The 26,298-nt window shown below is 51.8% G+C and carries 23 protein-coding genes; 14 read left to right on the forward strand and 9 right to left on the reverse strand.

Annotation, left to right across the window (positions count from 1 at the left end; all coding sequences use genetic code 11):
• The first annotated feature begins 47 nt into the window (after positions 1 to 47).
• From CTZ24_RS24760 to CTZ24_RS24795, 8 genes are all read left to right on the forward strand, one after another.
• Positions 48 to 1,214 (forward strand): mandelate racemase/muconate lactonizing enzyme family protein, encoded by a 1,167-nt coding sequence (locus CTZ24_RS24760; protein WP_208726886.1) that lies wholly within the window; start codon positions 48 to 50, stop codon positions 1,212 to 1,214.
• An 11-nt stretch (positions 1,215 to 1,225) separates the two neighbouring features.
• Entirely contained in the window at positions 1,226 to 2,002 is a 777-nt protein-coding gene (locus tag CTZ24_RS24765; protein WP_208726887.1) for an SDR family NAD(P)-dependent oxidoreductase, read from the forward strand.
• Between the two features lie 47 nt (positions 2,003 to 2,049).
• A complete protein-coding gene (locus CTZ24_RS24770) occupies positions 2,050 to 3,054 on the forward strand; it encodes an ABC transporter substrate-binding protein (RefSeq protein ID WP_021183890.1) in 1,005 nt (334 codons plus the stop codon).
• 70 nt (positions 3,055 to 3,124) lie between these two features.
• A complete protein-coding gene (locus CTZ24_RS24775; protein WP_208726888.1) occupies positions 3,125 to 4,645 on the forward strand; it encodes a sugar ABC transporter ATP-binding protein in 1,521 nt (506 codons plus the stop codon).
• Positions 4,642 to 5,622 (forward strand): ABC transporter permease, encoded by a 981-nt coding sequence (locus CTZ24_RS24780; RefSeq protein WP_208726889.1) that lies wholly within the window; start codon positions 4,642 to 4,644, stop codon positions 5,620 to 5,622. The genes CTZ24_RS24775 and CTZ24_RS24780 overlap by 4 nt, the downstream gene beginning before the upstream one ends.
• 6 nt (positions 5,623 to 5,628) lie before the next feature.
• Complete coding sequence (locus tag CTZ24_RS24785; RefSeq protein WP_021183893.1) at positions 5,629 to 6,636, forward strand: ABC transporter permease; 1,008 nt, start codon at positions 5,629 to 5,631, stop codon at positions 6,634 to 6,636.
• A gap of 110 nt (positions 6,637 to 6,746) precedes the next feature.
• Complete coding sequence (locus tag CTZ24_RS24790; protein WP_208726890.1) at positions 6,747 to 7,430, forward strand: GntR family transcriptional regulator; 684 nt, start codon at positions 6,747 to 6,749, stop codon at positions 7,428 to 7,430.
• Between the two features lie 661 nt (positions 7,431 to 8,091).
• Positions 8,092 to 8,832, forward strand: a complete 741-nt coding sequence (locus CTZ24_RS24795; protein WP_208727084.1) for a carbonic anhydrase — start codon at positions 8,092 to 8,094, stop codon at positions 8,830 to 8,832.
• A gap of 210 nt (positions 8,833 to 9,042) precedes the next feature.
• On the opposite strand, the gene CTZ24_RS24800 is transcribed toward CTZ24_RS24795, so the two are convergent.
• The 7 genes from CTZ24_RS24800 to CTZ24_RS24830 all read right to left on the reverse strand — a co-directional run bounded on the left by CTZ24_RS24800 (position 9,043) and on the right by CTZ24_RS24830 (position 17,615).
• Positions 9,043 to 10,023 carry a VOC family protein gene (locus CTZ24_RS24800; protein WP_208726891.1) on the reverse strand — a complete coding sequence of 327 codons (981 nt, stop codon included), beginning with the start codon at positions 10,021 to 10,023 and terminating at the stop codon, positions 9,043 to 9,045.
• Between the two features lie 351 nt (positions 10,024 to 10,374).
• The gene (locus CTZ24_RS24805) at positions 10,375 to 10,857 is read right to left on the reverse strand and encodes a YbaK/EbsC family protein (protein ID WP_208726892.1); all 483 of its coding nucleotides are present in this window, start codon (positions 10,855 to 10,857) and stop codon (positions 10,375 to 10,377) included.
• A gap of 214 nt (positions 10,858 to 11,071) precedes the next feature.
• The gene (locus CTZ24_RS24810) at positions 11,072 to 12,568 is read right to left on the reverse strand and encodes an efflux transporter outer membrane subunit (protein WP_208726893.1); all 1,497 of its coding nucleotides are present in this window, start codon (positions 12,566 to 12,568) and stop codon (positions 11,072 to 11,074) included.
• Between the two features lie 13 nt (positions 12,569 to 12,581).
• Entirely contained in the window at positions 12,582 to 13,697 is a 1,116-nt protein-coding gene (locus CTZ24_RS24815; protein WP_021183915.1) for an ABC transporter permease, read from the reverse strand.
• 4 nt (positions 13,698 to 13,701) lie between these two features.
• Complete coding sequence (locus tag CTZ24_RS24820; protein ID WP_208726894.1) at positions 13,702 to 14,829, reverse strand: ABC transporter permease; 1,128 nt, start codon at positions 14,827 to 14,829, stop codon at positions 13,702 to 13,704.
• Positions 14,822 to 16,609: an ATP-binding cassette domain-containing protein gene (locus CTZ24_RS24825; RefSeq protein WP_208727086.1), complete on the reverse strand. Its 1,788-nt coding sequence runs from the start codon at positions 16,607 to 16,609 to the stop codon at positions 14,822 to 14,824. Before CTZ24_RS24825 ends, CTZ24_RS24820 begins: the two co-directional genes overlap by 8 nt.
• Positions 16,593 to 17,615, reverse strand: a complete 1,023-nt coding sequence (locus tag CTZ24_RS24830) for an HlyD family secretion protein (protein ID WP_208726895.1) — start codon at positions 17,613 to 17,615, stop codon at positions 16,593 to 16,595. The genes CTZ24_RS24825 and CTZ24_RS24830 overlap by 17 nt, the downstream gene beginning before the upstream one ends.
• Before the next feature lie 112 nt (positions 17,616 to 17,727).
• Between CTZ24_RS24830 and CTZ24_RS24835 the strand changes: the two genes are divergently transcribed.
• Positions 17,728 to 18,384, forward strand: a complete 657-nt coding sequence (locus CTZ24_RS24835) for a TetR/AcrR family transcriptional regulator (protein WP_208726896.1) — start codon at positions 17,728 to 17,730, stop codon at positions 18,382 to 18,384.
• 20 nt (positions 18,385 to 18,404) lie between these two features.
• Here CTZ24_RS24835 and CTZ24_RS24840 read toward each other — a convergent pair whose 3' ends face one another.
• Positions 18,405 to 18,812 (reverse strand): nuclear transport factor 2 family protein, encoded by a 408-nt coding sequence (locus CTZ24_RS24840; RefSeq protein ID WP_235056576.1) that lies wholly within the window; start codon positions 18,810 to 18,812, stop codon positions 18,405 to 18,407.
• A 153-nt stretch (positions 18,813 to 18,965) separates the two neighbouring features.
• Between CTZ24_RS24840 and CTZ24_RS24845 the strand changes: the two genes are divergently transcribed.
• From CTZ24_RS24845 to CTZ24_RS24865, 5 genes are all read left to right on the forward strand, one after another.
• Positions 18,966 to 19,517 (forward strand): TetR/AcrR family transcriptional regulator, encoded by a 552-nt coding sequence (locus CTZ24_RS24845; RefSeq protein ID WP_303464584.1) that lies wholly within the window; start codon positions 18,966 to 18,968, stop codon positions 19,515 to 19,517.
• A 512-nt stretch (positions 19,518 to 20,029) separates the two neighbouring features.
• Positions 20,030 to 22,237: a TonB-dependent siderophore receptor gene (locus CTZ24_RS24850; RefSeq protein WP_208726898.1), complete on the forward strand. Its 2,208-nt coding sequence runs from the start codon at positions 20,030 to 20,032 to the stop codon at positions 22,235 to 22,237.
• 41 nt (positions 22,238 to 22,278) lie between these two features.
• Positions 22,279 to 23,283: an ABC transporter substrate-binding protein gene (locus CTZ24_RS24855; protein ID WP_208726899.1), complete on the forward strand. Its 1,005-nt coding sequence runs from the start codon at positions 22,279 to 22,281 to the stop codon at positions 23,281 to 23,283.
• A gap of 284 nt (positions 23,284 to 23,567) precedes the next feature.
• Positions 23,568 to 24,098 (forward strand): SRPBCC family protein, encoded by a 531-nt coding sequence (locus CTZ24_RS24860; RefSeq protein WP_036626223.1) that lies wholly within the window; start codon positions 23,568 to 23,570, stop codon positions 24,096 to 24,098.
• A 13-nt stretch (positions 24,099 to 24,111) separates the two neighbouring features.
• Positions 24,112 to 24,846, forward strand: a complete 735-nt coding sequence (locus CTZ24_RS24865; RefSeq protein ID WP_208726900.1) for an NAD(P)-dependent oxidoreductase — start codon at positions 24,112 to 24,114, stop codon at positions 24,844 to 24,846.
• A 98-nt stretch (positions 24,847 to 24,944) separates the two neighbouring features.
• Here CTZ24_RS24865 and CTZ24_RS24870 read toward each other — a convergent pair whose 3' ends face one another.
• Complete coding sequence (locus CTZ24_RS24870; protein WP_208726901.1) at positions 24,945 to 26,294, reverse strand: cytochrome c; 1,350 nt, start codon at positions 26,292 to 26,294, stop codon at positions 24,945 to 24,947.
• Between the last annotated feature and the right edge of the window lie 4 nt (positions 26,295 to 26,298).

Genomic DNA, 26,298 nt, shown 5'->3' on the forward strand with positions numbered 1-26,298 from the left:
CTGCACCGCGCAGCGTTCTGCCACTTTCCTTCATGAGTAACTTATCAATGAAAATAACATCAGTGACGTCTCATCTTTTGCGTGTGCCGCTGGGCGATAAAACGTTCTATTCATCGCAGGCGGCCTTTCCGGAAAGAAACAGCTATCTGGTGCGGATCGAAACCGATACCGGGTTAGTCGGCTGGGGAGAAGGGGGACAATATGGGCCAGCGCAACCGGTCGCCGCAGTGGTTGACCACGTTTTCACCCCACGGATCCTCGGGCGCGATCCCTGCGAGCCGGTACGTATCTGGGAGGAGCTGTACGCCTTTTCACGGGATTTCGGTCAGCGAGGCACCTATATAGAAGCGCTTTCTGCCATTGATATCGCGCTGTGGGATATCGCCGGGCAGGCGGCAGGGTTGCCGGTGTGGAAATTACTGGGTGGGCGCTTTCGCGACAAAATCACCGCCTACGCCACCGGGTGTTATTACCCGGAAAGTTTCCATGATTTGCCCTCAATTTTAACCTCCTTGCAGGCTGAGGCCGCAGGCTATGCCAATGCCGGATTCGGTTTGCTAAAGGTCAAGATTGGGTTGCTATCGCTGGAAGATGACATTGCCCGGCTGCGTACCATCAGAGAAGCGGTTGGCCCGCATATTGGTTTGCTTGTGGATGCTAATCACGCCTACAACGCGGCGACCGCCGTGCGTATGGGACGGATGATGCAGGAACTGGGGGTCTTGTTTTTTGAAGAACCCGTGGTGCCCGAGGATCGCGACGGTTACCGCAAGGTACGCGCTGAAAACCCGATTGCGGTAGCAGGTGGAGAGTGTGAATTCACCCGTTATGGCTTCCGTGATTTTATCGCGGGTGGTTGTGTGGACATTGTTCAACCCGATCTGGCCGTCTGCGGCGGCTTCACCGCCTTCACGCAAATCCTGGCGCTGGCTAACAGTTGGGGCGTAGCCACCGTGCCGCATGTGTGGGGTTCAGGTATCGCCGTCGCTGCCGCGTTGCAGGCTGTCGCAATTATTCCGCCTTTCCCGTTTACCGCGAATGGACTCCCTCTACTAAATCAGCCTGTGATTGAGTTCGATCGTAAACATAACCCGTTGCGTGATGACCTGCTTCACCAGCGTTTTGAGCTGGTTGATGGTTGTCTGGCCGTGCCTGATGCGCCAGGACTGGGCGTCACGGTGCGCAACGACATTCTTAGCCAGTTTTCATATTGAGGAGATCAACCATGAGATATCAGGGAAAAAACGTGCTTATCACCGGTGCCGCCGCCGGGTTGGGTCAGGTTATCGCCACCTCCTATGCGCGCGAAGGGGCCAGCATTGCCATTATCGATTTTGCCGATGCCAGTGATTCCGTGGCAAAAGTGCAGGCACTGGGTCAGAAAGCCGTGGCGTTTCAGGCCGATGTTCGTGACCAGGCTGCCGTTCAGGACGTAATGCAACAGGCGGCCGCATTCTTTGAAGGACGTATTGATGTGCTGATTAACAATGCCGGTTTTAACGGGCATTACAATCTGGTGGAAAACATGCCGTTGGCACAATGGCGTGAAACGCTGGATATCAATCTTACCGGCACCATGCTGGTGACGCAGGCGGTAATCCCGCATATGCGAGCCAGCGGTGGTGGGGCTATTGGTATCACCGCCTCTAATGTGGCTCGCCGGGGATTACCTTATCGTGCCGACTACGTCTGTTCAAAATGGGCACTGCTGGGGCTGAATCAAACGCTCGCACTGGAGTTGGTCAATGACCACATCCGCGTCAACGCTGTCTGTCCAGGGCCGATTGAAGGTGATCGCATTGAAGACGTGATGGTGCGTCAGGCCGAAGCCGAAGGTAAGAGCCTGAGTGACATGCGTAAAGCCTGGGAGGATGCGGCCCCGATGAAGCGCTTTGTCACTGCTGATGAAGTGACGGCCGCCATGATGTTTCTCACCAGCGACGCCGCCAGTGCGATGACCGGTCAGGCATTAAATGTCACCGGTGGATTCTTGATGACCTGAGAACAACTTCCCAACACCAAACCTACCCTACACCCGAGGAAGTCAAAATGAAAAATACAACAACATACGCCCTCGCTGGCGCAATGACGCTCGCCCTGCTTTCAGCTTCTGCTGCCAGTTGGGCAAAAGAACTGGTGGCGTTTTCCCAGGCTGGTATGGAAAACGAATGGCGCGTCATGGACACCAAAGATATGGAAAAAACCTTCAAGGATGCGGGTTACGACTTTGTCTGGACCAACGCAAATTCCGATCCCGCCAAACAGATCTCCGATATTGAAGATTTGCTGGCGCGCAAACCGGCGTTGTTAATCGTGGCCCCTATCGAGTATGAGCCGCTGGCACCGGTGCCGGATATGGCCACCAAGGCAGATGTGCCATTGATTGTGGTGGACAGGGCACTTCCCGGAGAACCCGGTAAAGGCAAGTGGCTCGCGCTCCTCACCACCAATTTTGTCGATACCGGTGAGCTGGTGGCGAAAGACGTGGTGAAAGGATTGACCGAGAAGAACGGCGCACCCAAAGGCAACTTGCTGCATATCACCGGCAACAAAGGCGCATCGCCGGTGGTTGACGAACAAAAAGGGCTGGATAACGTCCTGAGTAAGTATCCCGATATTAAATTCGTCGCCAGCTGCGACGGACTTTATTCGCGAGAACCCGGGCGCAAGTGTGTGGAAGACCTGTTCCAGGCTTTCCCGAAAGGCAAAATTGACGGCATCGTGTTTGACAGTGATGACATGATGATTGGCGGTATCCAGGCCATCAAAGCGGCAGGCCGAAACGAGTTACTGGGCTATCTGTGGGGCAAAGATGGCACGGTTGATGGCCTGCAAGCCATGATCAACGGTGAGGCGCGTTTTAGCGTACAAACGCCGCCGTTCTTTGGCGAAAAAGCTCTGGAGGTCTTCAAGCTGTTCCGTGCGGGCAAACCGATTGAACCGAAGACGCAATACGTGCCTAAAGAGATTTTCCAGCGCGATACCGATCAACATCGGGCGCGTTTACCGCTGCGTATCCAGGAGTTGAAGGCAATGGGTGTCGGCTGCTGCTGACCCCGTTAATGGCAGGTAGCCAAGTGGGCTGCCTGCTTTCCTCATTGGCGACAACACCTGGAACTGCACTATGCAACCTCACATGCAACCACTGGCCAGACTTGAAGCTATAAAAAAGACCTATCCTGGCGTGAAAGCGTTAAGTGGAATCAATTTTGACGTTTTAGCGGGCGAGATCCATTGTCTGGTGGGCGAGAACGGCGCGGGTAAATCGACGCTGATGCGCGTTCTGACCGGCGCAACACAACCGGACAGTGGCACCATCTTTATTGACGAGAAACCTACCGTTCTGGATGCCAAAACCCGGCTCGATCACGGGATTGGTATTGTCTGGCAGGAGCTGGACCTGATCCCTGCCATGAGCGTGGCGGAAAACATCTATATCGGCCATGAACCGATGCTGAGTATGGGGCGCGTTGATCATGCCGCCTTACGCGACAACACCCGGAAACTGCTGAGCAATTTTGACCTTAACGTGTCCCCCGATACGCGGGTGGATCGCCTGGCTCCGGCCCAGCAGCAACTGGTGCAGATTGCCAAAGCGCTCAGCCATAATAACCGTATCCTGATCCTCGATGAGCCAACCGCTTCGCTCACCGACAATGAGGTCGCGAACCTGTTTGTGCTGTTACGTAAGTTGCGGCAACAGGGATTGGGGATTGTTTATATCTCTCACCGGCTGGAAGAGCTGACCGCAATTGGCGACCGTCTCACCGTGCTGCGCGACGGACATTACATTTTGACGGCCGATGTTGCCGCGCTCAGTCACAGCGACATCATTAAAGCGATGGTTGGACGACCGCTGGCCGAGCAGTTCCCCCGAGGTTCCCGTAAAACGGCGGAGGTCGGATTACAGGTCTCCGGGTTGGGGCGCCACGGTGAATTTGCAGAGATAAACTTCAGCGTTAATAAAGGCGAAGTGCTGGCTATCGCGGGGATTATTGGTGCCGGACGTAGTGAGCTACTCGAAACCCTGTTTGGCCTGCGTAAGGCGGATAACGGCAGCATTGCCATCGACGGTAAGCCGGTCAATATACGCCATCCACGGGACGCGGTCCGGCTGGGCCTGGGACTGGTGCCAGAGGAACGCCGCGAAAGTGGTCTTGTCCTCAACCGCGCCATCAACGACAACCTTATCTATCCCATCATCAATCGGTTGGGCAATGTCCTGCATTTCAGCCGCAGCCAAATGCGCGCGGTCAGCGATCGCCTTATCAAGCAGTTAGCCATTAAAGCCCCTTCAGGGCAGGCGAAGGCGGGGAGCTTATCTGGCGGTAATCAGCAAAAAATCGTCATCGGTAAATGGCTGGCAGCCGGTGTGAAGGTGTTATTGCTGGACGAGCCGACGCGCGGGGTAGATGTGAATGCCAAAGCCGAAATCTACCGTCTGATTGACGAACTGGCGCAAACCGGCGTCACCGTGGTGGTGGTGTCCTCTGAATTACCCGAGGTACTGGGCATTTCCGATCGCGTCCTGGTGATTGCGCAAGGTCGTCAGACGGCGCTACTCAACACCGCGGAAACCAGTCAGGAAGAGATTATGTCTTTTGCGGTGGCTGCCACCAGCATGCCGCAACCGGAGGAAGCATGAATTCGACGACCTTTAACAAAAAGGAGACGCTGACCCTGGAACGTCTCCCCGGTGAAAGTATACTCAGGAAGTTGTTTTCTGCCTGGGCGCTGGTGTTTATCTGGGTGGCAATGGCGATTGTGGCTTCGATCATCTCGCCGGTTTTTCTCACCAGTATCAACCTCAGTAACATTCTCAACCAGGCGTCGATACTCGGCATTCTGGCGTGCGCCCAGTTTCTGGTGGTGCTGGTCGGCGGTTTCGATCTTTCCGTCGCGGCCATTCTGGCGCTCTCCTCGGTGATCTTTGCCAGTACGGTTCCGGTTTCAACCGGGTTGGGCATGATGTCAGGCTGCCTGGCTGGCGCAGCGTTGGGTCTGCTCAGTGGTATTGCTGTCACATGGGGCCGTGTGCCGCCAATGATTGCCACCCTGAGCGTAATGGGTATTGCGCGCGGTCTGGCATTCGTGGTGTCGGAGAAAAGCGTTGCGGTGCCGATGGCTAAACTGGCCGCTTACAAATTCAGTTTTTCCGTGCTTTCCCTGCCGGTGCTGACCTGGCTGATAGCGGCGTGCTTACTTTACTGGATGCTGCGGTCACTGCGGTTTGGCCGAAATCTGTATGCCATTGGTGGCAATGAACGTGCCGCCAGTCTGGCGGGGATCGGTGTGCGAACCCATAAAATCATTGTTTACACCCTGGCCGGTGCGCTCTCCGCGCTGGCCGGGCTGATGCTGGTGGTGCGCACTTCATCCGGGGTTCCCCATGTGGGACAAGGCTGGGAGCTGGATTCGATCGCGGCGATCGTCATCGGTGGCACACGCTTGTTTGGTGGTGAAGGCAATATCCTCAAGGCGATGATGGGGGTGATTATTTATCAAACCATCGCCAATGTGATGAACCTGGCGAGCCTCGATCCCTTCTATCAGGACATTGTGAAAGCGCTGGTCATTATCACCGTGGTCGGCGCGACGGTCATGCGTGCAGAAAAGGTGTAGGAGAAGATGATGACAACGCAAACGGCGAAAACGGGCCTGAATCTGCGCAATCCGGCCTTCTGGCAAGACAACGGCACGGTGGTGGTATTGATCGCTTTTATCATCCTGGCGACTGCGGTATCCGGGGGCGTTTTTATCCGGCCCGATAACTTAATCACCATTGCTTACCAGGCATCGATTGTGGGTGTGCTGGTTCTGGGACAATCATTGGTGGTGATCTCTGGCGGCCTGGATCTCTCTATGGTCGGCATTTTGATCCTATCAGCGGTGATCATGGGCGGAGCCGGCTCGGAACAACAATCGATGATGCTGCTGGGCGGCTTGCCTTATATCGGTTTATGGCCAGCGATTATCGCCGGATTTCTGACGGCCTTACTGTTTGGTTTGCTGAACGGGCTGATGGTCACGCGGCTGCATATTCCTGCGTTCATTGCCACACTGGCCAGCACATTGCTGCTGGGAGGCATCATTCTGCTCACCACCGGCGGAGCGCCGATTTATTACCCTGATCCTTTTTTCACCCACTTCGGCAATAGCATTTGGCTTGGGCTACCTGCACCCATTTATCTGTTTATCGCCATGACGCTGATAACCTGGTGGATGCTGAATCGCACCCGTTTTGGCAGAAAACTTTACGCTATCGGCGCGAATGCGCGTGCCAGCCATTACTCAGGCGTGGCCGTGAACAACGTGCGGCTGTGCGTGTATATGCTGAGCGGGCTGGCGGCTGGGGTGGCGGGCTTCATGTTCCTGAGTCGTACCGGGTATATTGCCGCCGCGTCGGGCGGGGATATGCTGATGACCACCATCGCCTCGCTGGTGGTGGGCGGCATCAGTTTGTCTGGCGGCTTTGGTGGCATCAAACATGCGATTTCGGGTGTTCTGCTACTGGCTGCGCTCAGTAATTTAATGAATATCCTGCTGATTTCGCCCTATGTGCAAAATGCGATCAACGGCTTTGTTATTCTTATCGCGGTGTCGGTGTACAGCCATATCCACCACGACCGCGCGTAACAGAAAATGGGTGGACTTGTTTCACCCAGAATCGCTACGTAGACTGATATATAAGATTTCAGCCGGTTTGACGGTAAGCCGCTTAATGAGCGATGTATTGGATGACAATAATGACAAAAACGCAAACTGATGCGCTTCCCGCGATTTCTCTGGAAACGCTCGGCAATCAAATTGTCGATGCACTGAGTCAGGAGATTATCTCTGGCCGATTAACCCCCGGACAGCGTGTTGATCTCGGTTACTACGCGACGCAATGGAACATCAGTATCACACCGGTACGCGATGCGGCGCGAAAATTAGAAGCGTTGGGGTTAATGGAGATCTTCCCTCGTCGCGGTGTGTTTGTGGCAACGCTGAATGCCAGAGATGTCAAAGAGTTGTTTGATGTGCGTATTGCGCTGGAGAGTGCCACCATTCGCCTGGCGACGCCCAATATTCCGCGTGCAGAGGCCGAGCAAACGCGCGCCCTCTATCTCCAGGCGGGGGAACAACTGCATCAACAGAACGTTGAGCAATCGCTGCCAGCAGTAGATCTGTTGATCCATAAGCTGGCATTACAATATTGCGACAATGCCCGATTAACCCGGATGATGCAGGAGATGTGGAGCCAGATTGAGTGGTGTCAGAATACCATCGCCTCACAATTGCAGGAGCCTTTCCTCACCACGTTACCTGAACATATTGCGATATGTGATGCCGTTATAGCAGGAGATGCGGAGGCGGCTTCGCAGGCCATGTATCGTCATCTCACGCTGACTGCTGAGCGTATTCAACACTTATTGATGCAAATGTAAGGGGCTGGAGGACGACGTTGAGCGGTCTGGATCGGAAAAGGTTCATTTGGCAGAACCTTTTTCGGCAATGGCATGCTGCCCGGAGCTGTAAACAACGCTCACGCACAACGTCTTATGTTGGGTATAAATGGATTCAGCCTTGTTAATTTAATGTCAGTCGTTTGGTGTGACAAGATGCTTAATGGCTGATATCTCACTCAGCAAGCCGATGAAAGGCTTTCGTTAGCGGTTCGCTTTAAATAAATTTCCCTCAGAAAAATTTTTCCTACCCCCAACTCTGCATTGGTACTGATTTTATATTTATCTCTAAGTCTGGGCGATAATTATATGACTGAAAAATAAGTAAATGCACAAATAATGGCAGTGGCAGGCTCAGTGTAACCAGGTAAATCTATTTTCAGGGAAACAACGCAAGAAAATGCCACTGCATTATTTGATTTTATTTTAACAGGTGATGAAAGCGCAATTTATGCCAGGCTGATATATCATTGGATGTCGACATTTTTAATTTCACCGGGCATTAACAGCACTAAGGCTATTTATTCCCGAAACCAGACCGAATAACGCCGTGTAAATCAGGTATGAAGTGGTGACTCCCTCTGCGAGAGGATGAGTCAGGCTTGCCTGAAATGATACATTTCAACCTTGCAAGGAGTACATGATGAGCCATAACCCCCTGAATCAATCATCACGTCGGATATTATTGAAACATACCCTTGCTGTATCCGCTCTCTCGATCACTGGACTGGCAGGTTTATTAGTGCCCACTATCAGCCTGGCAGCATCGCTTAGCAAAGCAGAACGCGATGCGATGACGCCTGATCAGGTTATTGAGCATTTCAGGCAGGGCAATGCGCGTTTCAGGGAAAACCGTCCTGCAAAACATGATTTTCTGGCGCAGAAACGCAGCAGCGCTGCGGGTCAATATCCGGCAGCAGTGATCCTCAGTTGCATTGACTCGCGCGCACCGGCTGAGATTTTGCTGGATGCCGGGATAGGGGAGACGTTTAATGCTCGCGTTGCGGGCAATATCAGCAACCGGGACATTTTGGGTAGCATGGAATTTGCTTGTGCAGTTGCCGGAGCGAAGTTAGTACTGGTTATGGGCCACACCAGCTGCGGTGCTGTTCGGGGCGCAATTGATAATGCAGAGTTAGGCAATCTGACGGGGTTGCTCGATGAAATTAAACCCGCAATTGAAAAAACAAAATACAGTGGCGAGCGTAAAGGCAGTAATTACGATTTTGTTGATGCGGTTGCCAGGCAAAATGTCGAAATGACGATTTTAAATATTCGAAAAAATAGCTCGGTGCTGAAAAGTCTGGAAGACGAGAAAAAGATTAAAATTGTTGGCAGCATGTATCACCTCGTGGGTGGCAAGGTTGATTTTTTTGAGGTGTAAAATCTTGCGAGTAAATTATTTTATTGGAATTGCCCTGATGGCTCGGAGGCCATGACTTCAGGGCAAGACCCGATGATATCTTGTTGGTGTTAAAAGATTCCCAATGGCTAAAATTTCAAACCTAAAACCTTCCGTACCTTCGCATCAAAAACTCTCTGTATGGTCGATTTTTAACGACAGCAGCCTTGGTAGCCGCGCAGCACAAGCCTGTCACTCTTCCAGTTGTTTCGGTGTTGGTGGTGTGCCATGAGTATGGAAAGTTTCGATCGTCTTCAGGCCCCATGCCTGTCCTTTTTTACGCTCGGTTTCCGTCCAGACGACTGTCTGCCAGTCAGGAGCCAGAATCAGCCGTGCCCCAGAATTTGCCAGCTCAACACGGTTGCCAGCAGGTTCCCATACGTATAAGAAGAATGTGCCCTGAATGGCATGCTTATGCGGTCCGGTTTCGATATGTACACCATTTTCGAGAAAGATATCCGCGGCACGCAAAATATCTTCACGGGTATCTGTCGCATAGGTGACATGATGAAGACGAGCATTACCCCCACCATGCTCTTCGGTGCAGGCCAGATCGTATGTTTTATTATTGATCGTGAACCAGCAACCGCCGATGCGTCCGTTATCAAGCTGAATCATTTCGGTGACACGCGAGCCGAGGCAGGTTTCCATAAAGGTTTTAAACTCGCTCACATCGGCTGCCAGCAGGTTGAGATGATCGAGACGACGTGGGCAAGCGCCGCGGCCATGATAGCGTTGCGCTAAGTTTTTTAATGAAGGGCGCTCAGCCGCATCTGCCTGATAACGTACCGTGTCGTAATAGATTTCAAATACGTGTCCGAAGGGATCTGAGAAGCGAAAAGCACGTCCATGTCCAGGTTCATCATCAACCCAGCCAATAACATCATATTTACTGGCCTCGATCGCCGCCACCCGTCGCATCAACGCGGCCTCTGAACTGGCGCGGTAGGCGATATGGCCCACACCTGTCGTTGAGTGGCGCGTCAGTTTCAGGGTATGGAATTCGTAGTCATCCCATGCCCTGAGCCAGGCATGGTTCTCATCCTGCGCAGAGACAGTGAGACCATACACGTTGACAAAGAAATCCAGGCTTTCCTCAAATTTATTTGAGAACATCTCAACATGTGCCAGGTGTGCAATATCATGACATGGCTCGGCTAAATGGTTTGTCATTCGAGGCTCCCAAAATCTGATCGTATCGTAGAGGTTTATTTATCCTTCGGTCAGGGTATCTTTAAGCGGCACTGGAAAGCAGGTGGCTTTCGCTTTTCAAGGTATGAGTTCCATTTATACTGTGACGGATGTATCACCGGATAGGGGCAAAACGCGGCGGATCGGCGGGAAAATGCCAATAGCGTATAAATTTCATAAATTGATCAGGCAGAGTGGCTGGCGGCAAACTGAACAAAGCATGAGGGCATCTCATGGCCAGATTGACGGATTTCTAAAGAAATCCGTTCCAGATAGCGTTGATTCTGTCGGGTACTGAGATTGATGCTACAGATAATTAAAATGACTTTACCCTTACCCGGGCAGTTTCTGGTTTACATCAACACTCAGGCTCACCCATTTGGCCCCGGTAATGCTGGCCAACTTTTCGGGTGAGATACGCACCCCTGAGCGTGCATTGCCGCCCGCAGGCAGCACTTCAGGATAACTGAGCAGGCTTTCATCACAGTAAATGTTAACTTCCGGGTTGATGCCGAATGGGCAGACACCACCCGGAGCAAAGCCCGTTTGCATCTCCACCTCATCGGCTGCCAGCATGCGCGCCTTCACACCAAAAAATTCTTTGTATTTTCGGTTATCCAGTCGACGATCGCCCGCCATAACCACCAGCACGACCTGGTCATTAACCCGGAAGGACAACGATTTTGCGATTTGTCCATGTTCAACGCCAAATGCTTCGGCCGCCTGAATCACGGTTGCAGTTGGTGCTTCCAACTCGGTCACGGTAATTTCTGGTGCGTGTGTTTGCAGGAAGCTGCGAACGCGTTGAATCCCCATATTGCTCTCCATGTTGCTGATTTCAGCTCGACGATATGATGAAAGAAAGCTCATCATTGTTATGAAATCAGATCGTTTTCTGTTTTACCAGTCCGGCAACGGGATCTAACTTTCTCATTTCCTGCTATTTAGATTAATTGTGGTGGTGGAGGTATTCTCAAATCTTACGTGATGATCCCAACATCAGCGCGGTGTATAACGTTGCTGGTGTGAATTAACGTGGATAGTTACCCACAGCACGATTCACCGCCGCCCATGCCGTCTTAAGATCCCGCTGGCTCATTGCCAATGCCTGACGTGCCTGAATATCGCTACGTTGGGCATCCAGGACATTAATAAAACTGGTTAATCCGCCGTTATAGCGTGCCTCAATCAAGGCCAGCGCCTGAGCAGAACTCTCAGCCCGCGTTCGTTGTTCAGCGAGTTTTTGTTGGGCTGCGCTATAGCGACTCAAAGCGTCATCAATTTCCTGCCACGCTCTCAGGACAGTTTTCTGATAATCGACAGCGGCCTGTTGCTGATCAGTCTCCCGCAATACGACAGTCGCTTTACGCCGTCCTCGATCGAAAATCGGTAAATTGAGGCTTGGGCCAACGGACCAACTGCGGCTGCCCCATTCACCGAAATTACCCGCGCTGTAGGTATCCATCCCAATTTGGGCACCGATTGTGATACTGGGGTAGAGTTCTGCTTCAGCCACGCCAATTCTGGCTGTGGCAGCATGAAGATGTGCTTCCGCAGCTTTGATGTCAGGTCGGTTTGACGCGACCTTTGAGGGGATACCTAACTGTAAAGGCGGCAGATTGCCTGCCTGTAAGCTGCCAGGTTTGAATTGCAGCAACGTTTTCAATGCACCAGGACGTTCATTCAGCAGCAGAAGAAGCTGATTTGTCGTCACACCCTCCTGTGCCTGTAATTCAATAAGATTTGCCCGCGTCGCTGCCAGTTCACTGCGTTGCCGTTCAAGATCCGTATTATCCTGTGCACCACTCAACGTTCGTGCTCGAATCAACGACAGACGTTCATCAAGTGCTCTTTCATCATCTTTTGCCAGGCTGATTTGCTGCTGAATCCCCCGCAAAGTCCAGTAACTGTTAACCACGTCACCAACAATACTCAATCTGGCAAATTCAAGCTGTGCCTGCTGCGCGGCGCTGTCAGCTTCGGAAGCCTCAATGGCGCGACGGACGTGCCCCCAGAAGTCAATTTCCCAGCTAAAATCCAGTCCTCCCTGATACCAGTTGTAGGGATCGGTCATCAACGTGATGAGCTCATCCGGATTTGGCAGCACCTCTTTTAACGCTCTGGTCGAAGGGCTGTTTTCGCTTTGCTGATTGCGGGTGATACTGGCTGTCGCATTGACATTTGGCGTTTGTTGCGACGACGTGATGTGTTGCTGTGCGCGTGCGCTGGCAAACCGAAGCGCGGCAGTTCTGATATCAGGACTGGCAGTTAAGGCCTTTTCAACCAGCACATTGAGCGTGGGGTCATCGTATCTTTTCCACCACTGGTTATCCGCTACCGCAGCGGCACCGGGAACATTAAGCAACGCAGGATCAGCACTACGCCAGCTTGTCCAGTCAGCCGGAGCTTTCTGCTCTGGTTTTTTGAAATCAGGACCAACGGTACAACCGCTAACGAGTATCATCGTCAGCAACGTTGCCACGACGGACAACCCAGGACGATTTAAGTGGGAAACACTGAGATTCATCTTCATTCCTGCATCAGTACAGTCGGTTACGAAACAACCATGCAGCCAGCGGCATAGTGACAACAGCCAGGGCAAGCATTGGAATAAAATCAAAGGCGATATCAGCGAATCCGGCTCCCTCGAGATAGACCCGGCGCACCAGATCGATGGCAAAGCGCAAGGGGTTGGCATAGGTGAGGGTATTGAGCAGGTCAGGCATGGTTTGTACCGGTGTCAGCAGCCCGGAAAGCAGCATGAGCGGCATAATCAGCAAGAAGGTGTAAAGCATCGCCTGTTGCATATTGATGGAAACAGCCGAAATCGACAGCCCCAGACCAACCGCAGCAATGTTGAAGCACAACAGGCCGGTGTAGAGCACCAGAAACGAGCCGTTCATCGGTATCCGGAACCAGAACAGAATGATCAGTAAAATTATCGTCGACTGTACCAGGCCCACCAATACAGGTGGTATGGCTTTGCCAACCAGTAACTGCATGGGTGTAAAAGGGGTCACAAGCAACTGATCAAATGTTCCCTGTTCCCGTTCTCTGGCGACAGACAGAGCAGAAAGTAACAGGGTTTGAATCATGCTGAGGGCCGCAATCAGAGTAGGCATTATTCCCCAGCGAGACTCAAAATTTGGGTTATACCAGGCTCTGACCACGACGTTCATGGCAGAAGGGCCAGCACTTCTCTGATTGAAGCCAGTGACTACCGCAGAGATATAACTCGCTGCGGCCCCGGCCGTTGAAGAGTTACGCCCATCCAAAATTACCTGCATGGGGGAGGCTAAGCCCTGGTTGAGTTTATCCTCAAAGTCGGGTGGGAAAGTCAGTACCATAAGCGCTTTACCGTCCATGACAGTCTGCGCTATCTGGGCAGATGAAGTCAGGGTCGCCGTACGGTTAAAAACACCGGTGCCATCAAGATGCGACAGAATCTCGATGGAAGACTGACTTCTGCTTTGATCCAGGACGGCGTAGTCAACATGATTGACATCATAGGTTGCGGCATAACCGAAGAGTACGGCCTGCAAAAATGCCGGTGCAATCAGGATCACCCGGTTGGCGGGTTCTTTGATGATCGTCAGCATTTCTTTTCTTATCAGAAAGCTGATATGTCGCAGCCACTGTATTAATGAATTCGTCATCTTTTTATCTCAACCGTTTACGAAGTGAGATCCGCGAAGCGTTAATAAGCAGCACTGCGTAAAGCAAAAGAATGCCGCACTGGCGGAAAAACAATGGCCAGTCATTCCCCCCCAGGAAAAGCGTTTTTATCAGAGACATGAAATGTGTGGCAGGCAGGATCTGACTGACTACCTGGATTGCCACCGGCAAATTGCGAAGATCAAAGACAAATCCTGACAGCATCATGGCTGGCATAAAGCTCGCAATCAGTGCCACCTGACTTGCCATGAACTGACTCGGCGCAAACCCAGAAATTGCCAGCCCCATACCCAGTGCCACCAGCAGGTAGAGCAAAGAGGCGATGATGATAGCGAACAGAGAGCCACGGATGGGGACGTCGAAAAGATAATGTGCAGCCAGAAGGCACATCATCAGGTCAACCGTGCCTATCACCATATACGGGGCAAGCTTGGCGAGTACAAGTTCCAGTGGGCGAACCGGGGTGACAAACAACGCTTCCAGCGTTCCCCGTTCTCGCTCCCTGGCTATCAGTAACCCGGTAAGAAAAGCACCAATGAGCGTCAGAATCAGGACAATGATCCCAGGAACGATGAACCAGGTGCTGTTGCTGGCTTCGTTAAACCACATACGCTGCTCGATGGAAACAGAACCCACCACCGAGGGGGTATTTTGCCTGTCTGATTCAACGGCAGACTGCACGGCCAGTGCCCCGGTAATGTAATTCTGAGCGGCAGATGCGACGCTGGTCACCGCCCCATTCAGGATTACCTGCAACTGTCCTGTGCCGACGCTACTACTCTGCGCATAATCTGAAGGAATACGGACAATGGCATCCGTTTTCCCCTGTTGCAGCGCCCTCTGCGCCGTAACGAAGTTTGGATACTCCTGCACTGACAGATAGCGACTTCCCTGCAATGCGCTAATCACCTGATGGCTTTGCGGAGTATGTTGTTCCTGAACGACAGCAACACGGGCATTGGCAAGGTCGAAAGAAATACCGTAACCAAATAAAAGAATTAGCACCACGGGTAACAGGAAACCCACGGCCAGATTGCTTTTATCACGAACCAACTGGCGTGTCTCTTTCCGTGTCAGCGAGATAAGACGATGAACGAATGTGGAGTCATGCATGTGATGACCCTCTCTCTATGGCGTTGGCTCGTGCATTCTCGACAATCGCAATAAATGCCGTATTCATATCGACATCGTGATGCAACCCGGCAAACTGTCGTACTTCTCCTGGGGTACCCAGTGCCAGCATTTTTCCTGCATCCTGAATCGCTATGCGGTCGCAATACTCGGCTTCTTCCATAAAGTGAGTGGTGACAATGATGGTGATCCCCTTATCGGCCAGCTCTCCGATGGTGTACCAGAAAAGGCGTCTGGCCAGCGGGTCGATACCACTGGTGGGTTCATCAAGAAAGACGATTTCGGGTTGATGCAATAATGCGACAGCCATCGACAAACGTTGTTTAAACCCACCCGGCAATTCACCACTGATAGCATCAGGATTGAGTTTGAACTGTTTAAGAGAGGCTTCAATTTGTCGAGTTAACACGTCCCCGGACAAGCCATAAGCACCGCCAAAGAATGTCAGGTTTTCCCTGACGCTGAGATTGCCGTACAGAGCAAACTTTTGCGACACATAGCCAATGCGGGCACGCGCTTTTGCTCTTGCGGTTCGCAGATTCATTCCGGCGACTTCCAGCTGACCACTGGTCGCAGGCAGTAGTCCACACAGCATGCGAAAGGTAGTGGTCTTTCCAGCGCCGTTCGGTCCGAGAAGACCGAAAATCTCCCCACGTTTTACCCCAAAAGAGGTGCTGGCAACCGCAGTAAAATCACCAAACTTACGGACCAGATCCTTTACAAGGATGACAGGGTTATCACTGTCATCTGCGGAATCACGGGATGACACCATTTCTGGCTTCACCGGGGCAGAGAATGTTGAGGGGTGTTCCTTCAATTGTGCACGATGCAGCAACAGCATGAAGCCGTCTTCAAGCTCAGGTTCGCGTGGTGTAGCGTTTATCCCGGCAGGGGTCGATGTGTCTTCAGGGGACTGACAAATAAACCTTACGGCATCCCCTTTAGGGACGGCGTCAGCAATCTTTTCCCGCTGTTCAAGTAAATGTGCCTGCAAGGTTCGTGATTTGATGCCTGATGCAGGAATTGCCTGCCATGTGCTGCCATTGGCGACCAGTCGAAGCTCGTCTGGTGTGCCAGAGGCGAGAATTTTACCCTGATCCATAATGTAAACCTGAGCACATCGTTCAGCTTCATCCATGTAAGCTGTGCTGATGATAACGCTCAGATTTTCTTCCTGGACAAGTTGCTCAATAATCTTCCATAAATCGCGACGGGAAAGCGGATCAACGCCGACACTGGGTTCATCCAACAACAATAAATCCGGGGAGCGCACCAGGGTACAGGCCAGACCCAGTTTCTGTTTCATACCGCCAGACAGCTTTCCTGCCGGGCGAGCGGTGAAACGTTCAAGGTCAGTAATAGCCAGCAAACGGGCAAAACGTGACTGCCTTTCCCCGGCTGGGACACCATGCAAGTCAGCATACAGGTCAAGATTCTCCTGCACGCTAAGATCCTCATAAAGACCAAATCGTTGCGGCATATAACTGATGCGGTTTTGCACAGATTGCGGGTCAGCAACTACATCGGTCCCCAGAACTGTCAGGGTACCCGATGTGGGGGTATACAGTCCGGCGATCAGTCGTTGAAAGGTGGTTTTGCCAGCACCATCCGGCCCGACGAGCGCCGTCACTTCACCGGCACGAATCCTCAGCGTGAGTCCATCCAGCGCTCGCAGGTCTGGCATATTTTTCCCAGGGGCAGGAAACTCGCGCACTAAATCTTGAGCCACCACCACGTCCTGACGATCAGTGAGGGGCATCATGTTGTTTCTCTGGTTGAGTGTTGATAGTGACCGTTGCAGGCTGTCCCATACGCAATACATCATTCGGGTCTTCAGCAACAATTCGCACTTCGTAAACCAGATTGGTTCGTAGCTCCTCGGTCTGAACCGATTTTGGGGTGAATTCGGCGACAGAAGAGATAAAGCCGACTTTGCCCTGCACGGGGTTATCAGGAAAGGAGTCTGTCCTGATCTGGGCGGGCATGCCTGACCTCACCCGGCCAAGATCATTTTGGCTCAGCCATACCCGAACCCATTTGGGTTCACTCAGTGCCAGAGTGAAGACGGCTTTCTGAGGTCCGGTCATGTCACCCGGCTCCTGAAGACGGGCACGTACCACAGCGTCGACAGGAGAACGTAACTCGGCCTGTGAAATGTGGTACTGCATCAGTGCCAGCTGGGCCTGCGTGGCGCGGACCTGAGCGACCGATGCCTCACGCTGCTCTTTTCGAACCCCTTTTTCCATTAACGTGAGGTTAGCCTGCCGCTCTTGCACACTCGCCTGTGCAATGAGCAGGGAACTTCTGGCCATATCCAGTTCCTGCTTGCTGATACCTTTACCACCCGTGGTGGCTGAAATCCGCTGGATCCGGGTGATATCCTCAGTGGCTTTTTGCAGTTGTGCCTGAGCGGATGCCAGTTGCGCTTTCGCCTGTGCGATTTCTTCCGGACGCGCGCCCGCCTGCTGTTCACGAACGGTCTGCTTTTGAACATCCAACTGCGCCACAGCCTGTTGTTCCTGAATTTCCAGCGCTTTGGTATCCAGCGTAGCCAGAATCTGCCCGGCTTTGACGTGGTCACCTTCATCAACGGCAACCGTACTGATACGGCCATTATTCTCAAATGCCAGTGAGACCTGACGGATGTCGACATTGCCATACAGTGTCAGTTGACCCGTATTCTGGTTGTTTCTGCCAAACAACCAGAAAGCGCCTGCGACAACGATGAGAACCGCCACGATCCCTCCAGCGATGATTTTTTTGTTCATGGGCATTGCGTCCTGACGCTCTTCGATGCTTAGTTTAAATTTAATTTAAACTTTAATTGTGTGATAATAAACCCCTTATGGTCATAAATAACTTATCCGGGCATTTTGAATAATGGGCAGAGCACGACGCAGCGATGGAGATATCACCCGCGAGAGCATTCTGGAGGCAGCAGGGGAATTGATTGCTGAGAAGGGGTTTGCTCAGACCACTAACAAAGAGGTCGCCAAAAAAGCCAATGTTGACCTGGCAGCGATCAACTATCACTTTGGCGGTAGAGATGGGCTATATCTGGCTGTGCTGACACTGGCTCATCATCATTACCTGGATGGTGATCAGCTTGCTCAGTTAGCGGCATCAGACCTTCCCGCTGAAGATAAACTGGGTGTGTTTCTGGAAACGTTTCTGGCGAAACTCAGCAATCCGGATGACTGGCACGGACGCGTATTTGCACGAGAACTGTTGTCTCCTTCGGTACAACTCGGTGATTTTATCAACTCAGAAGGTGCAGGAAAAATTCAGTCAGTCAGGCGGATTGTTGCGCAGGCAGCCGGTCTTGCAGAGGATGATCCCCGCCTGCTTCCCTGCATGCTCAGTGTCGTGGCACCCTGCATGATGCTGATGGTGGCCGGGAACCGGATACCTGGCCCGGTGCAGGAAATTGTCGCGATGCAGACGCAAGCGCTGACTGCGCATTTCAAACTTTTTTCTCTGGCTGGGTTAAAGGCGATACGTGGCGAGAACAGCAGTGAATCGCCGCAAAAAAGTTAACCGTCAGCTTAACCAGCGTTTCAGACACAGGCCTGTGCGACAGCGTAACTGTCTTCAAACAGCCGAAAACGCGTAATCAGGCCATCAGTCACCGTAAAATCAAGCACGAACTCGCTCTCGATCAGTTTTCCGGTTTTGTTCACCCGGGAGGCCAGCCTGCCGGGGATCATTACTCTGCCACCCAGCACCAACATCTCGCCGACTTCAAAGTGTTCCGAGCTAATCTGCTCGCGGATCTGCCGATAAAACTCGACGGCACCGGCTTTGCCGTGCTTGCGGCCAATCCACGGCACAACCGCCACATCTCCCGCCACGAACCAGTCAACCTCCTCGCTGACCAGCTCAGCAATGGTTGAAACATCTGGCGATGTTGCCGCACGTTGCAAAAATTCCTCAATAACCTCAACCGGTTGTCGTTCAGACATCATGCGCCTTCTATTCTGTAGTCAAAAATATATAATTGGTTCTAACCCGGCTGGATGATGCAGTCAATAATTTTGTAGTGATATTTACAGAAATGGTGTGCTATGACTTCTCGCGGAAGACCCCGCAGTTTTGACAGGCAAGCGGCTTTACAGGCGATGATGGAAGTCTTTTGGATTCGCGGCTATGAAGGCGCGCAACTCTCTGATTTAACTGCCGCAGCAGGTATTAACCCGCCCAGTTTTTACGCTGCATTTGGGTCCAAAGAAGCCGCATTTTGTGAGGCGGTGGATCATTACCTGGTGACAGTCGGAGAAGGGTCGCGGCTGGCGCTGGAGACGCCGCCAACGCTGCGGCAGGCGCTGCGTAATATGTTCCTGACCAGTATTGAGGCTGCGCTCGCCCATCAACCGGGCGGATGTATGCTGATCCTCGGTGTAGTGAATTGCCTGCCGGGTAATGAACAGGCAAGGCTGTACCTTAAGCAGGCACGGCACAAGATTGTTGAGGCGATTACCGCCCGTATTGAACGTGGACGTCATGACGGCGACATTCCCGCAGAAACCGATATTGGGCAAATGGCGGCGTTTTTTTATGGCATAACCCAGGCGATTTCCTTGCAGGCGCGTGATGGATCATCCAGAGAAGAGCTTATCGCCATGATTGATTTTGCCCTTCGTGCGCTGGATACAGTGGTGGTTACAGGTTAAAGCGGTCAGATAAAGAAGAGAGAATGCTCTGCGCAGCCATCAGGGCAATGGAATATTTCCTGTCGAAATTTTACCGCAAGAGTAAATAGAAAAAATGTTAATGTCTGATGGCGACTTTAGTCACATGTGAAGGTTAAATATGCAGAACATGTCTGTGTATGGCGTGTTTTCAACTGTCGAAATTAATGTTTGTTTTATGTGATTTATATCACTCCATTGGTCTTTCTGGCCTTTAATTATTATCTCCTTATTAATGTAATTTACTTAACTTATTGATTTGTATTTTTTATTTTAGCGCATGAAAGAAAATATAATGATATGCAACGATCTAAGTTTATGCCCGGAATCATATAGTAAATACATATAAACGTCCTGTCTAGATCTTGTTATTTACTGTGAGTGATTACTCCTGTTGCATTTTTTCAATGTTTTTAATAATTGCTAATCATTAATTGCAGATGTATTCTCCTTGCTCCTTTTTCGTAATATAAATAACTATATAACGCAATGATATGAACAAGAGATTAATCGCGATACTACTCGCCGGTTTGCCTGGGATGGTCGGTGCAGCAGTAACGAATGAACCTGTTGCGACAAAAGATAAAAGCACGTCGGCAAAAGAACCTACCCATGATGAACAGATGGTGGTTAACGCAGTGCCCTCGGGGGACATTTATTCAGACAGTCAGGGTGGAGCAGGGTTTACCACGCCGGATGTCAACCTGGGTCCCATTGGCAATAAGTCATGGACTGAAACGCCGTACTCGACCACGACCGTTACTCACCAGATGATTGATAATCAGCAGGCGAAAAGCGTCAGCGAATTATTGAAATATTCACCCAGTACGCAGATGCAGGCACGCGGTGGCATGGACGTTGGGCGGCCACAAAGCCGGGGGATGCAGGGTAGCGTGGTGGCAAACAGCCGTCTTGATGGTCTCAATATCGTTTCAACCACCGCATTTCCGGTAGAGATGTTAGAACGTCTTGATGTACTGAACAGTTTGACGGGAGCACTTTATGGCCCCGCCAGCCCGGCGGGTCAGTTTAATTTTGTTGCCAAACGTCCCACTGAACAACCGCTGCATCGGGTCACTTTGGGTTATCAAAGCCGCAATGCTTACAGTGGTCACGTCGACCTGGGGGGGCATTTTGGCGATGACGATAAGTTTGGCTACCGGGTGAATCTTCTTAATGAAGAGGGTGAGGGTAACGTGAAGGACAGCACGTTACGCCGCAAACTGGTCGCAGTCGCGTTTGACTGGAATATCCGACCGGGGACGCAGTTGCAACTTGATGCCAGCCATTATGAATTTATACAAAAAGGTTATGTTGGTGGCTTCAGCTATGGTGAGAGCATAAATCTGCCGAAAGCACCTAATCCGAATAATAAAAACTATACGTTGCCGACATCAGGTAATGACCTGACCACTGACACCATCAGCACCCACCTGATTCATTACCTGAACAGTAACTGGTCAGTAAATGCCGGGGTTGGCTTCCAGCAGGCTGACCGGGCAATGCGCACCGTATCTAACACGATTACCGATAATTCGGGGACACTCAGTCGCTCCCTTTCTGATTCTGCGGCTGCGGGGCGATTCAGAGTATTAAGCAATACGCTGACGCTGAACGGACACGTCGATACGGGAAGTATCGGTCATGATCTGGCCTTCTCCACGGGAGGATATGTATGGTCTATCTGGACCGCTAAAGGCAGTACCCAACGTTATAGTCTGGGAACGACTAACTATTATGATCCGTCGGCTATGCAGGAACCGGGTGATGGCAAAATTATCACTGATGGTGCGCGTTATAAATCGAGTGTGACCACGCAACAAAATATCACCGTTGGCGATACCGTCACTTTCAATCCACAGTGGTCAGCGATGTTCTATCTCAGCCAGAGTTGGCTGGAGACCAGTAACTACAGTAATGCGGGCCAGAAAACCGGGGTGGTTAGCCAGGATGGCTTAAGCCCGAATGTCGCGTTGATGTATTCGATCACCCCAGCCTTGATGGCATATATCAGCTATGCCGACTCGCTTGAACAGGGTGGCACGGCGGCAACAGGTGAAGGCATTAAAAATGAGGGGCAGACACTCGACCCTTACCGCAGCGAGCAATATGAAATTGGGCTGAAAGCGCAGGTTCAGGGGTTGAATCTGGGTGCCGCGCTGTTTCGCCTGAAACGTCCCTTTGCTTACGTTGACCCATCTGACATGGTCTACAAAGAGCAGGGTGATCAACTCAATAAAGGACTCGAACTCACCGCCAGCGGAAATGTGTTTGACGGGCTGAATATCTATAGCGGCGCCACTTTCCTTGATCCGAAATTGAAAAACACCGTTTCGGAAGACACCAGTAATAAACGGGTGGTCGGCGTACCGAAAGTTCAGGGGAATGTGCTGGTGGAATACAACCTGCCTTCCATGCCAGAACTGGTGTACAGCGCCAATGTGCATTATACCGGCAAGCGTGCAGGTAATGACCTGAATACCACATGGGCAGACAGTTATACCACCCTGGATCTCGGTACCCGCTACACCACGATGGTTGGAAATATCCCCACCACACTGCGCGTTGCGGTAAATAACGTGACGAATGAACACTACTGGGCGTCTATTTTCCCGGGTGATACCGACGGGAGTGGCAGCTCGGCAAGTGCCTTTGTCGGCAACGGCCGTGAAGTTCGCGCTTCAGTCACTTTCGATTTCTAATATCTGGAGCGGTGTCTCCCGCCAGGAGGCACCGGGATTATATGGAAAACTTTATTCGTCGATTAACGACGGTTTTATTCGCCGCCCTGTTGGCCTGGCCGTTGTATGGTAATGCTGCAAATGAGACGCACAGCGATATTCGTGTCGCGTCTCCCTGGCCTGCACAAAATACCATTATTGCCATGCTGGGTTATGGACCCAATATTGTTGGCACCTCAGAAATTGCCAAACGCATTCCTTTGTTTCGCCAGATCTATCCAGGCATCGAAAAAGTACCGGTCATTGGTGTGAACAGTGCGCATGAAATCAATCCTGAGCAGGTTATCGCACTCAATGCTCAGCTACTGATCATTCCCGCCAATATGCATTTGTCACAACCTGAACTGTTATCTCAGGCCGGTGTTAAGACGCTGGAGCTGAAAGCGAATTCGATGGATGCCTTGCGTGAGCGGGTATCACTGACGGCGCAGGCACTGGGGCCATCTGCACAGGTTATTAACGATCGTTATCAGCACTATTTTGACCGCAATATCGCGCTGATAAAGCAACGACTGAACGGGCTGTCGGAAAGTGAACAGGTAACACTTTATCACAGCATGGGAAGCCCACTAACGACCAGTGGTCGCCCTTCTCTCAACCAGGACTGGATGGATTTAGCTGGCGCGCGTAACGTGGCAGAACATTGGTTTGGCGTAAAACGGAACAACATGGGTGAAGTCCCGCTGGAGAAAGTCATCGCCAGTAATCCTGAGGCAATTGTTGCCATGAACAGACGCGATGCCGATGAAATCATGCATTCTCCCGCGTGGCAGGCTGTGTCTGCGGTAAAACAGCACCGGGTGTATGTCAATCCGCAGGGGATGTTCTGGTGGTGCAGGGAAACCAGTGAAGAGGCAATACAGATCTTATGGCTGGCGAAAACCCTTTACCCGACGCGATTTACTGATATCGATATGGCTAAGGAAACGCATGATTTTTATAGCCAATTCTTTGGTGTAGACCTGTCATCGCAGCAGGTTGAAGACATCCTTAATCCTGAGTCGTGAAATGAGTTGTATCTGTCAGGGTCGGATTTTCAGTACGGCTGAGCTCGACCCCGTGATGAAGGTGTTGCCAGATCATAACTATCCTCTGATTTTTGATATCATAGAAGTTGATATCAAAAATCATAAATCATAATTTTCTTTATTTCTTAAGTGCTGCCACCATTGACTCATCGACACACTGACTGGATTAAGAAATGAAAAAAACACTACTGGCTGCCCTCCTGAGTTCTGCTTCACTTTTCGCCGTGGGAAGTCATGCCGCACAGCAACAGGTATCTCCACAGATGCAGACTGAGGGATATGGCCCTGTCATTGTATGGCCCAAAAAGTTTACCCCGGGCACCACAGATAACTATGTTTCTAATGAAGTGGTAGTTAAGGGACTCACTATCAATGATGTCTGGCCTTTGCTCACTCATGCGTCTGAATGGCCGACCTACTACAAAAACGCAGCAAACATCATTTTTCATAAGAAAGGTGAAACAGAACTGCATATGGGAACCCGTTTTAAATTCACCACATTTGGTTTCCCGGTTGAGTCTGAGGTCACTGAGTTTCAGCCATCCGTTAATGGTGGGCCAGCACGCATCGCCTGGCATGGCTGGGTGGAAGGCGATGCCCAGCATCATCTCGATGTTCATCACGCCTGGTTACTGGAGAATCTTCCGGGGGGGCGCCTGCGCATCCTGACAGAAGAAAGCCAGATTGGTGTTCCTGCTCAACAACTGCACAACACATTACCTAATCCTATGCTCAACGCTCACCAACTTTGGCTGACAGGTCTGGTCCAGGCTGCGGAACAAGCCAAACAGTAATTTTCTGGCCTGAGTGGCCGTCTGGAACCGCACGCCGGCGGCTGTTAAGGAACTGGCTTCTGCCGGGGCTATCATCGGCAAAACGCCGCGTGAAGCGGTAGCCAGTGCTGATGTGGTTTTATCAATGGTGCGCGATGATGATGTCTCACATGAGGTCTGGCTTGATGCCGAGCACGGTGCGCTTGCCGGTATGCAACCGCATTCAATTGCTATAGAGAGCAGTACTCTCACGCCGGGCTGGATTAAGACGCTTGCCGCAGAAATGGCTACGCACACCAGGCACTTTGTTGAAGCACCGGTATCAGGTTCACGGCCTCAGGCTGAAGCAGGAACCCTGGTCTGGTTTGCTGGCGGAGAACAGGATGTGATCAAAAAAATCCAGCCTGTGCTTCTCCAGATGGGGTCTGTGGTTTACCACACCGGTGCGCACGGTTCAGCGGCACTGACCAAGCTGGCCACCAATGCCCTGATGGGCGTTCAGGTCACCGCGATTGCTGAGATCATTGGCATCCTTAATCAGGAGGGGGCTGATGTGGCCCGCGTACTGAATGCGGTTTCCGGCACGTCATGCTGGAGTCCGCTGGCTGGCGGTATTCCAGCGAGCTATCGACGCCGGACAGGGCGCGGACAATATGTCAGGTGTGGTAAGGCTGTTTCGCTGAAAGAGGAAGAGGCTTTGCGCAATAATTTCGCGGTCACTATCGCGGTAGGTCAGCCGACACTTCACGGCGGTAAAATCTGCGGGTGACTTCATCCGTAAATGCTCATTTACTCATTTGAGTAAACTCAGTCAGCAGTTATCAGAACACATCAGGCGATGGCAAAAACCATCGCCTGATATTTACCCTATTTTCGTTGTCGTCTGCGTACGAAAAACAGAAGAATCGCCAGGACAATAACACCACCAGCGACCATACCGCCTTTCGCCACGGCTAATAGCGGCGAAGGGTTACCGCCTGCTCTTAACTCTTTCACGCGCTCGGGTGTGGTCTGAACACGGGCATCGCCAAAATTATCGAACAGATAGTTAACCAACGTGGCAACCTGTTGGTCGTTCATATGCCGGGAGAAAGCTGGCATCGCTTGTCCGTGGTCGGGTACCAGACCATCCAGCACTGCCATGACAGCGTTATCCGCCACCGGGCGTCGAAGTGCCGCGTTGCCAGCCAGGGCAGGGAGTCCGTTACGTCCTTCTCCCGACAGCTGATGGCAACTGGCGCAGTGGCTGTTATACAGATTTGCGCCTTCGGACGCATTGCCCGATAACAGCTCCAGCTCATTCACCTGCTTTGCCGGGGTTATCTGCGTTTTCGTTGCCGTTGGATTGATTTGCTGTGCGGGTACATCGCGCAAATATGCGGTAATGGCTTTGATATCGGTGGGCGTCAGGTGACTGAAGCTTTTGTTGATGGCTTCCAGCATCGGGCCACCTGCCTGCGATCCTTCCCCTGAATTACCGGTAGTGAGATAAGCAGACAATGCCTGATCTGACCAACTGCCGATACCTGCATGGACATCCGAGGTAATGTTGGGTGCAAACCAGGTACCGAGAGATGCACCGGCCAGCGCCTTACCCGACTCTTCAGCCATCAGGGCGTTGCGTGGTGTATGGCAAGTGGAGCAGTGGGCTAACCCCTCAACCAGATACGCGCCCCGATTCCATTCAGCCGATTTGCTGTTATCCGGCGTAAACGGTTTATCGTCTGCAAACAACAAATTCCATCCTGCCATCGACAGGCGAATATTGAAGGGGAAGGGCAGATCGGTTTGCGGCCCTTTGTCGTCGACGGGTTGGACACCCTGCATGAAATACGCGTACAGCGCCTTCATATCCTCATCAGTAACTTTCGAGTACGAGGTGTAAGGCATGGCTGGATAGAGGTTTGCACCATCTTTGCGTACCCCATGACGTACCGCTTTTTCAAAATCAGTCAGGCTGTAAGCACCGATACCTGCTGTTTTCGACGGAGTGATGTTAGTGCTGTAGATACTACCGAGCGGCGTCTGGAGTGATAATCCACCGGCAAAGGGTTTGCCACCCGGCGCAGTATGACAGGCACCACAATCTCCCGCGGTGGCCAGATACTGCCCTTTGGCGATAAGTGCAGCGGATGCCGACTCATCAGCCTGGGCTGCTGCACTCAAGGAGAGTGCCAGCGCCACGCCTGTCAGACTTAAAGAAAGCGTCTTTTTCATTTAC

This window comes from Pantoea phytobeneficialis (assembly GCF_009728735.1).
Classification (GTDB): Bacteria; Pseudomonadota; Gammaproteobacteria; order Enterobacterales; family Enterobacteriaceae; genus Pantoea; species Pantoea phytobeneficialis.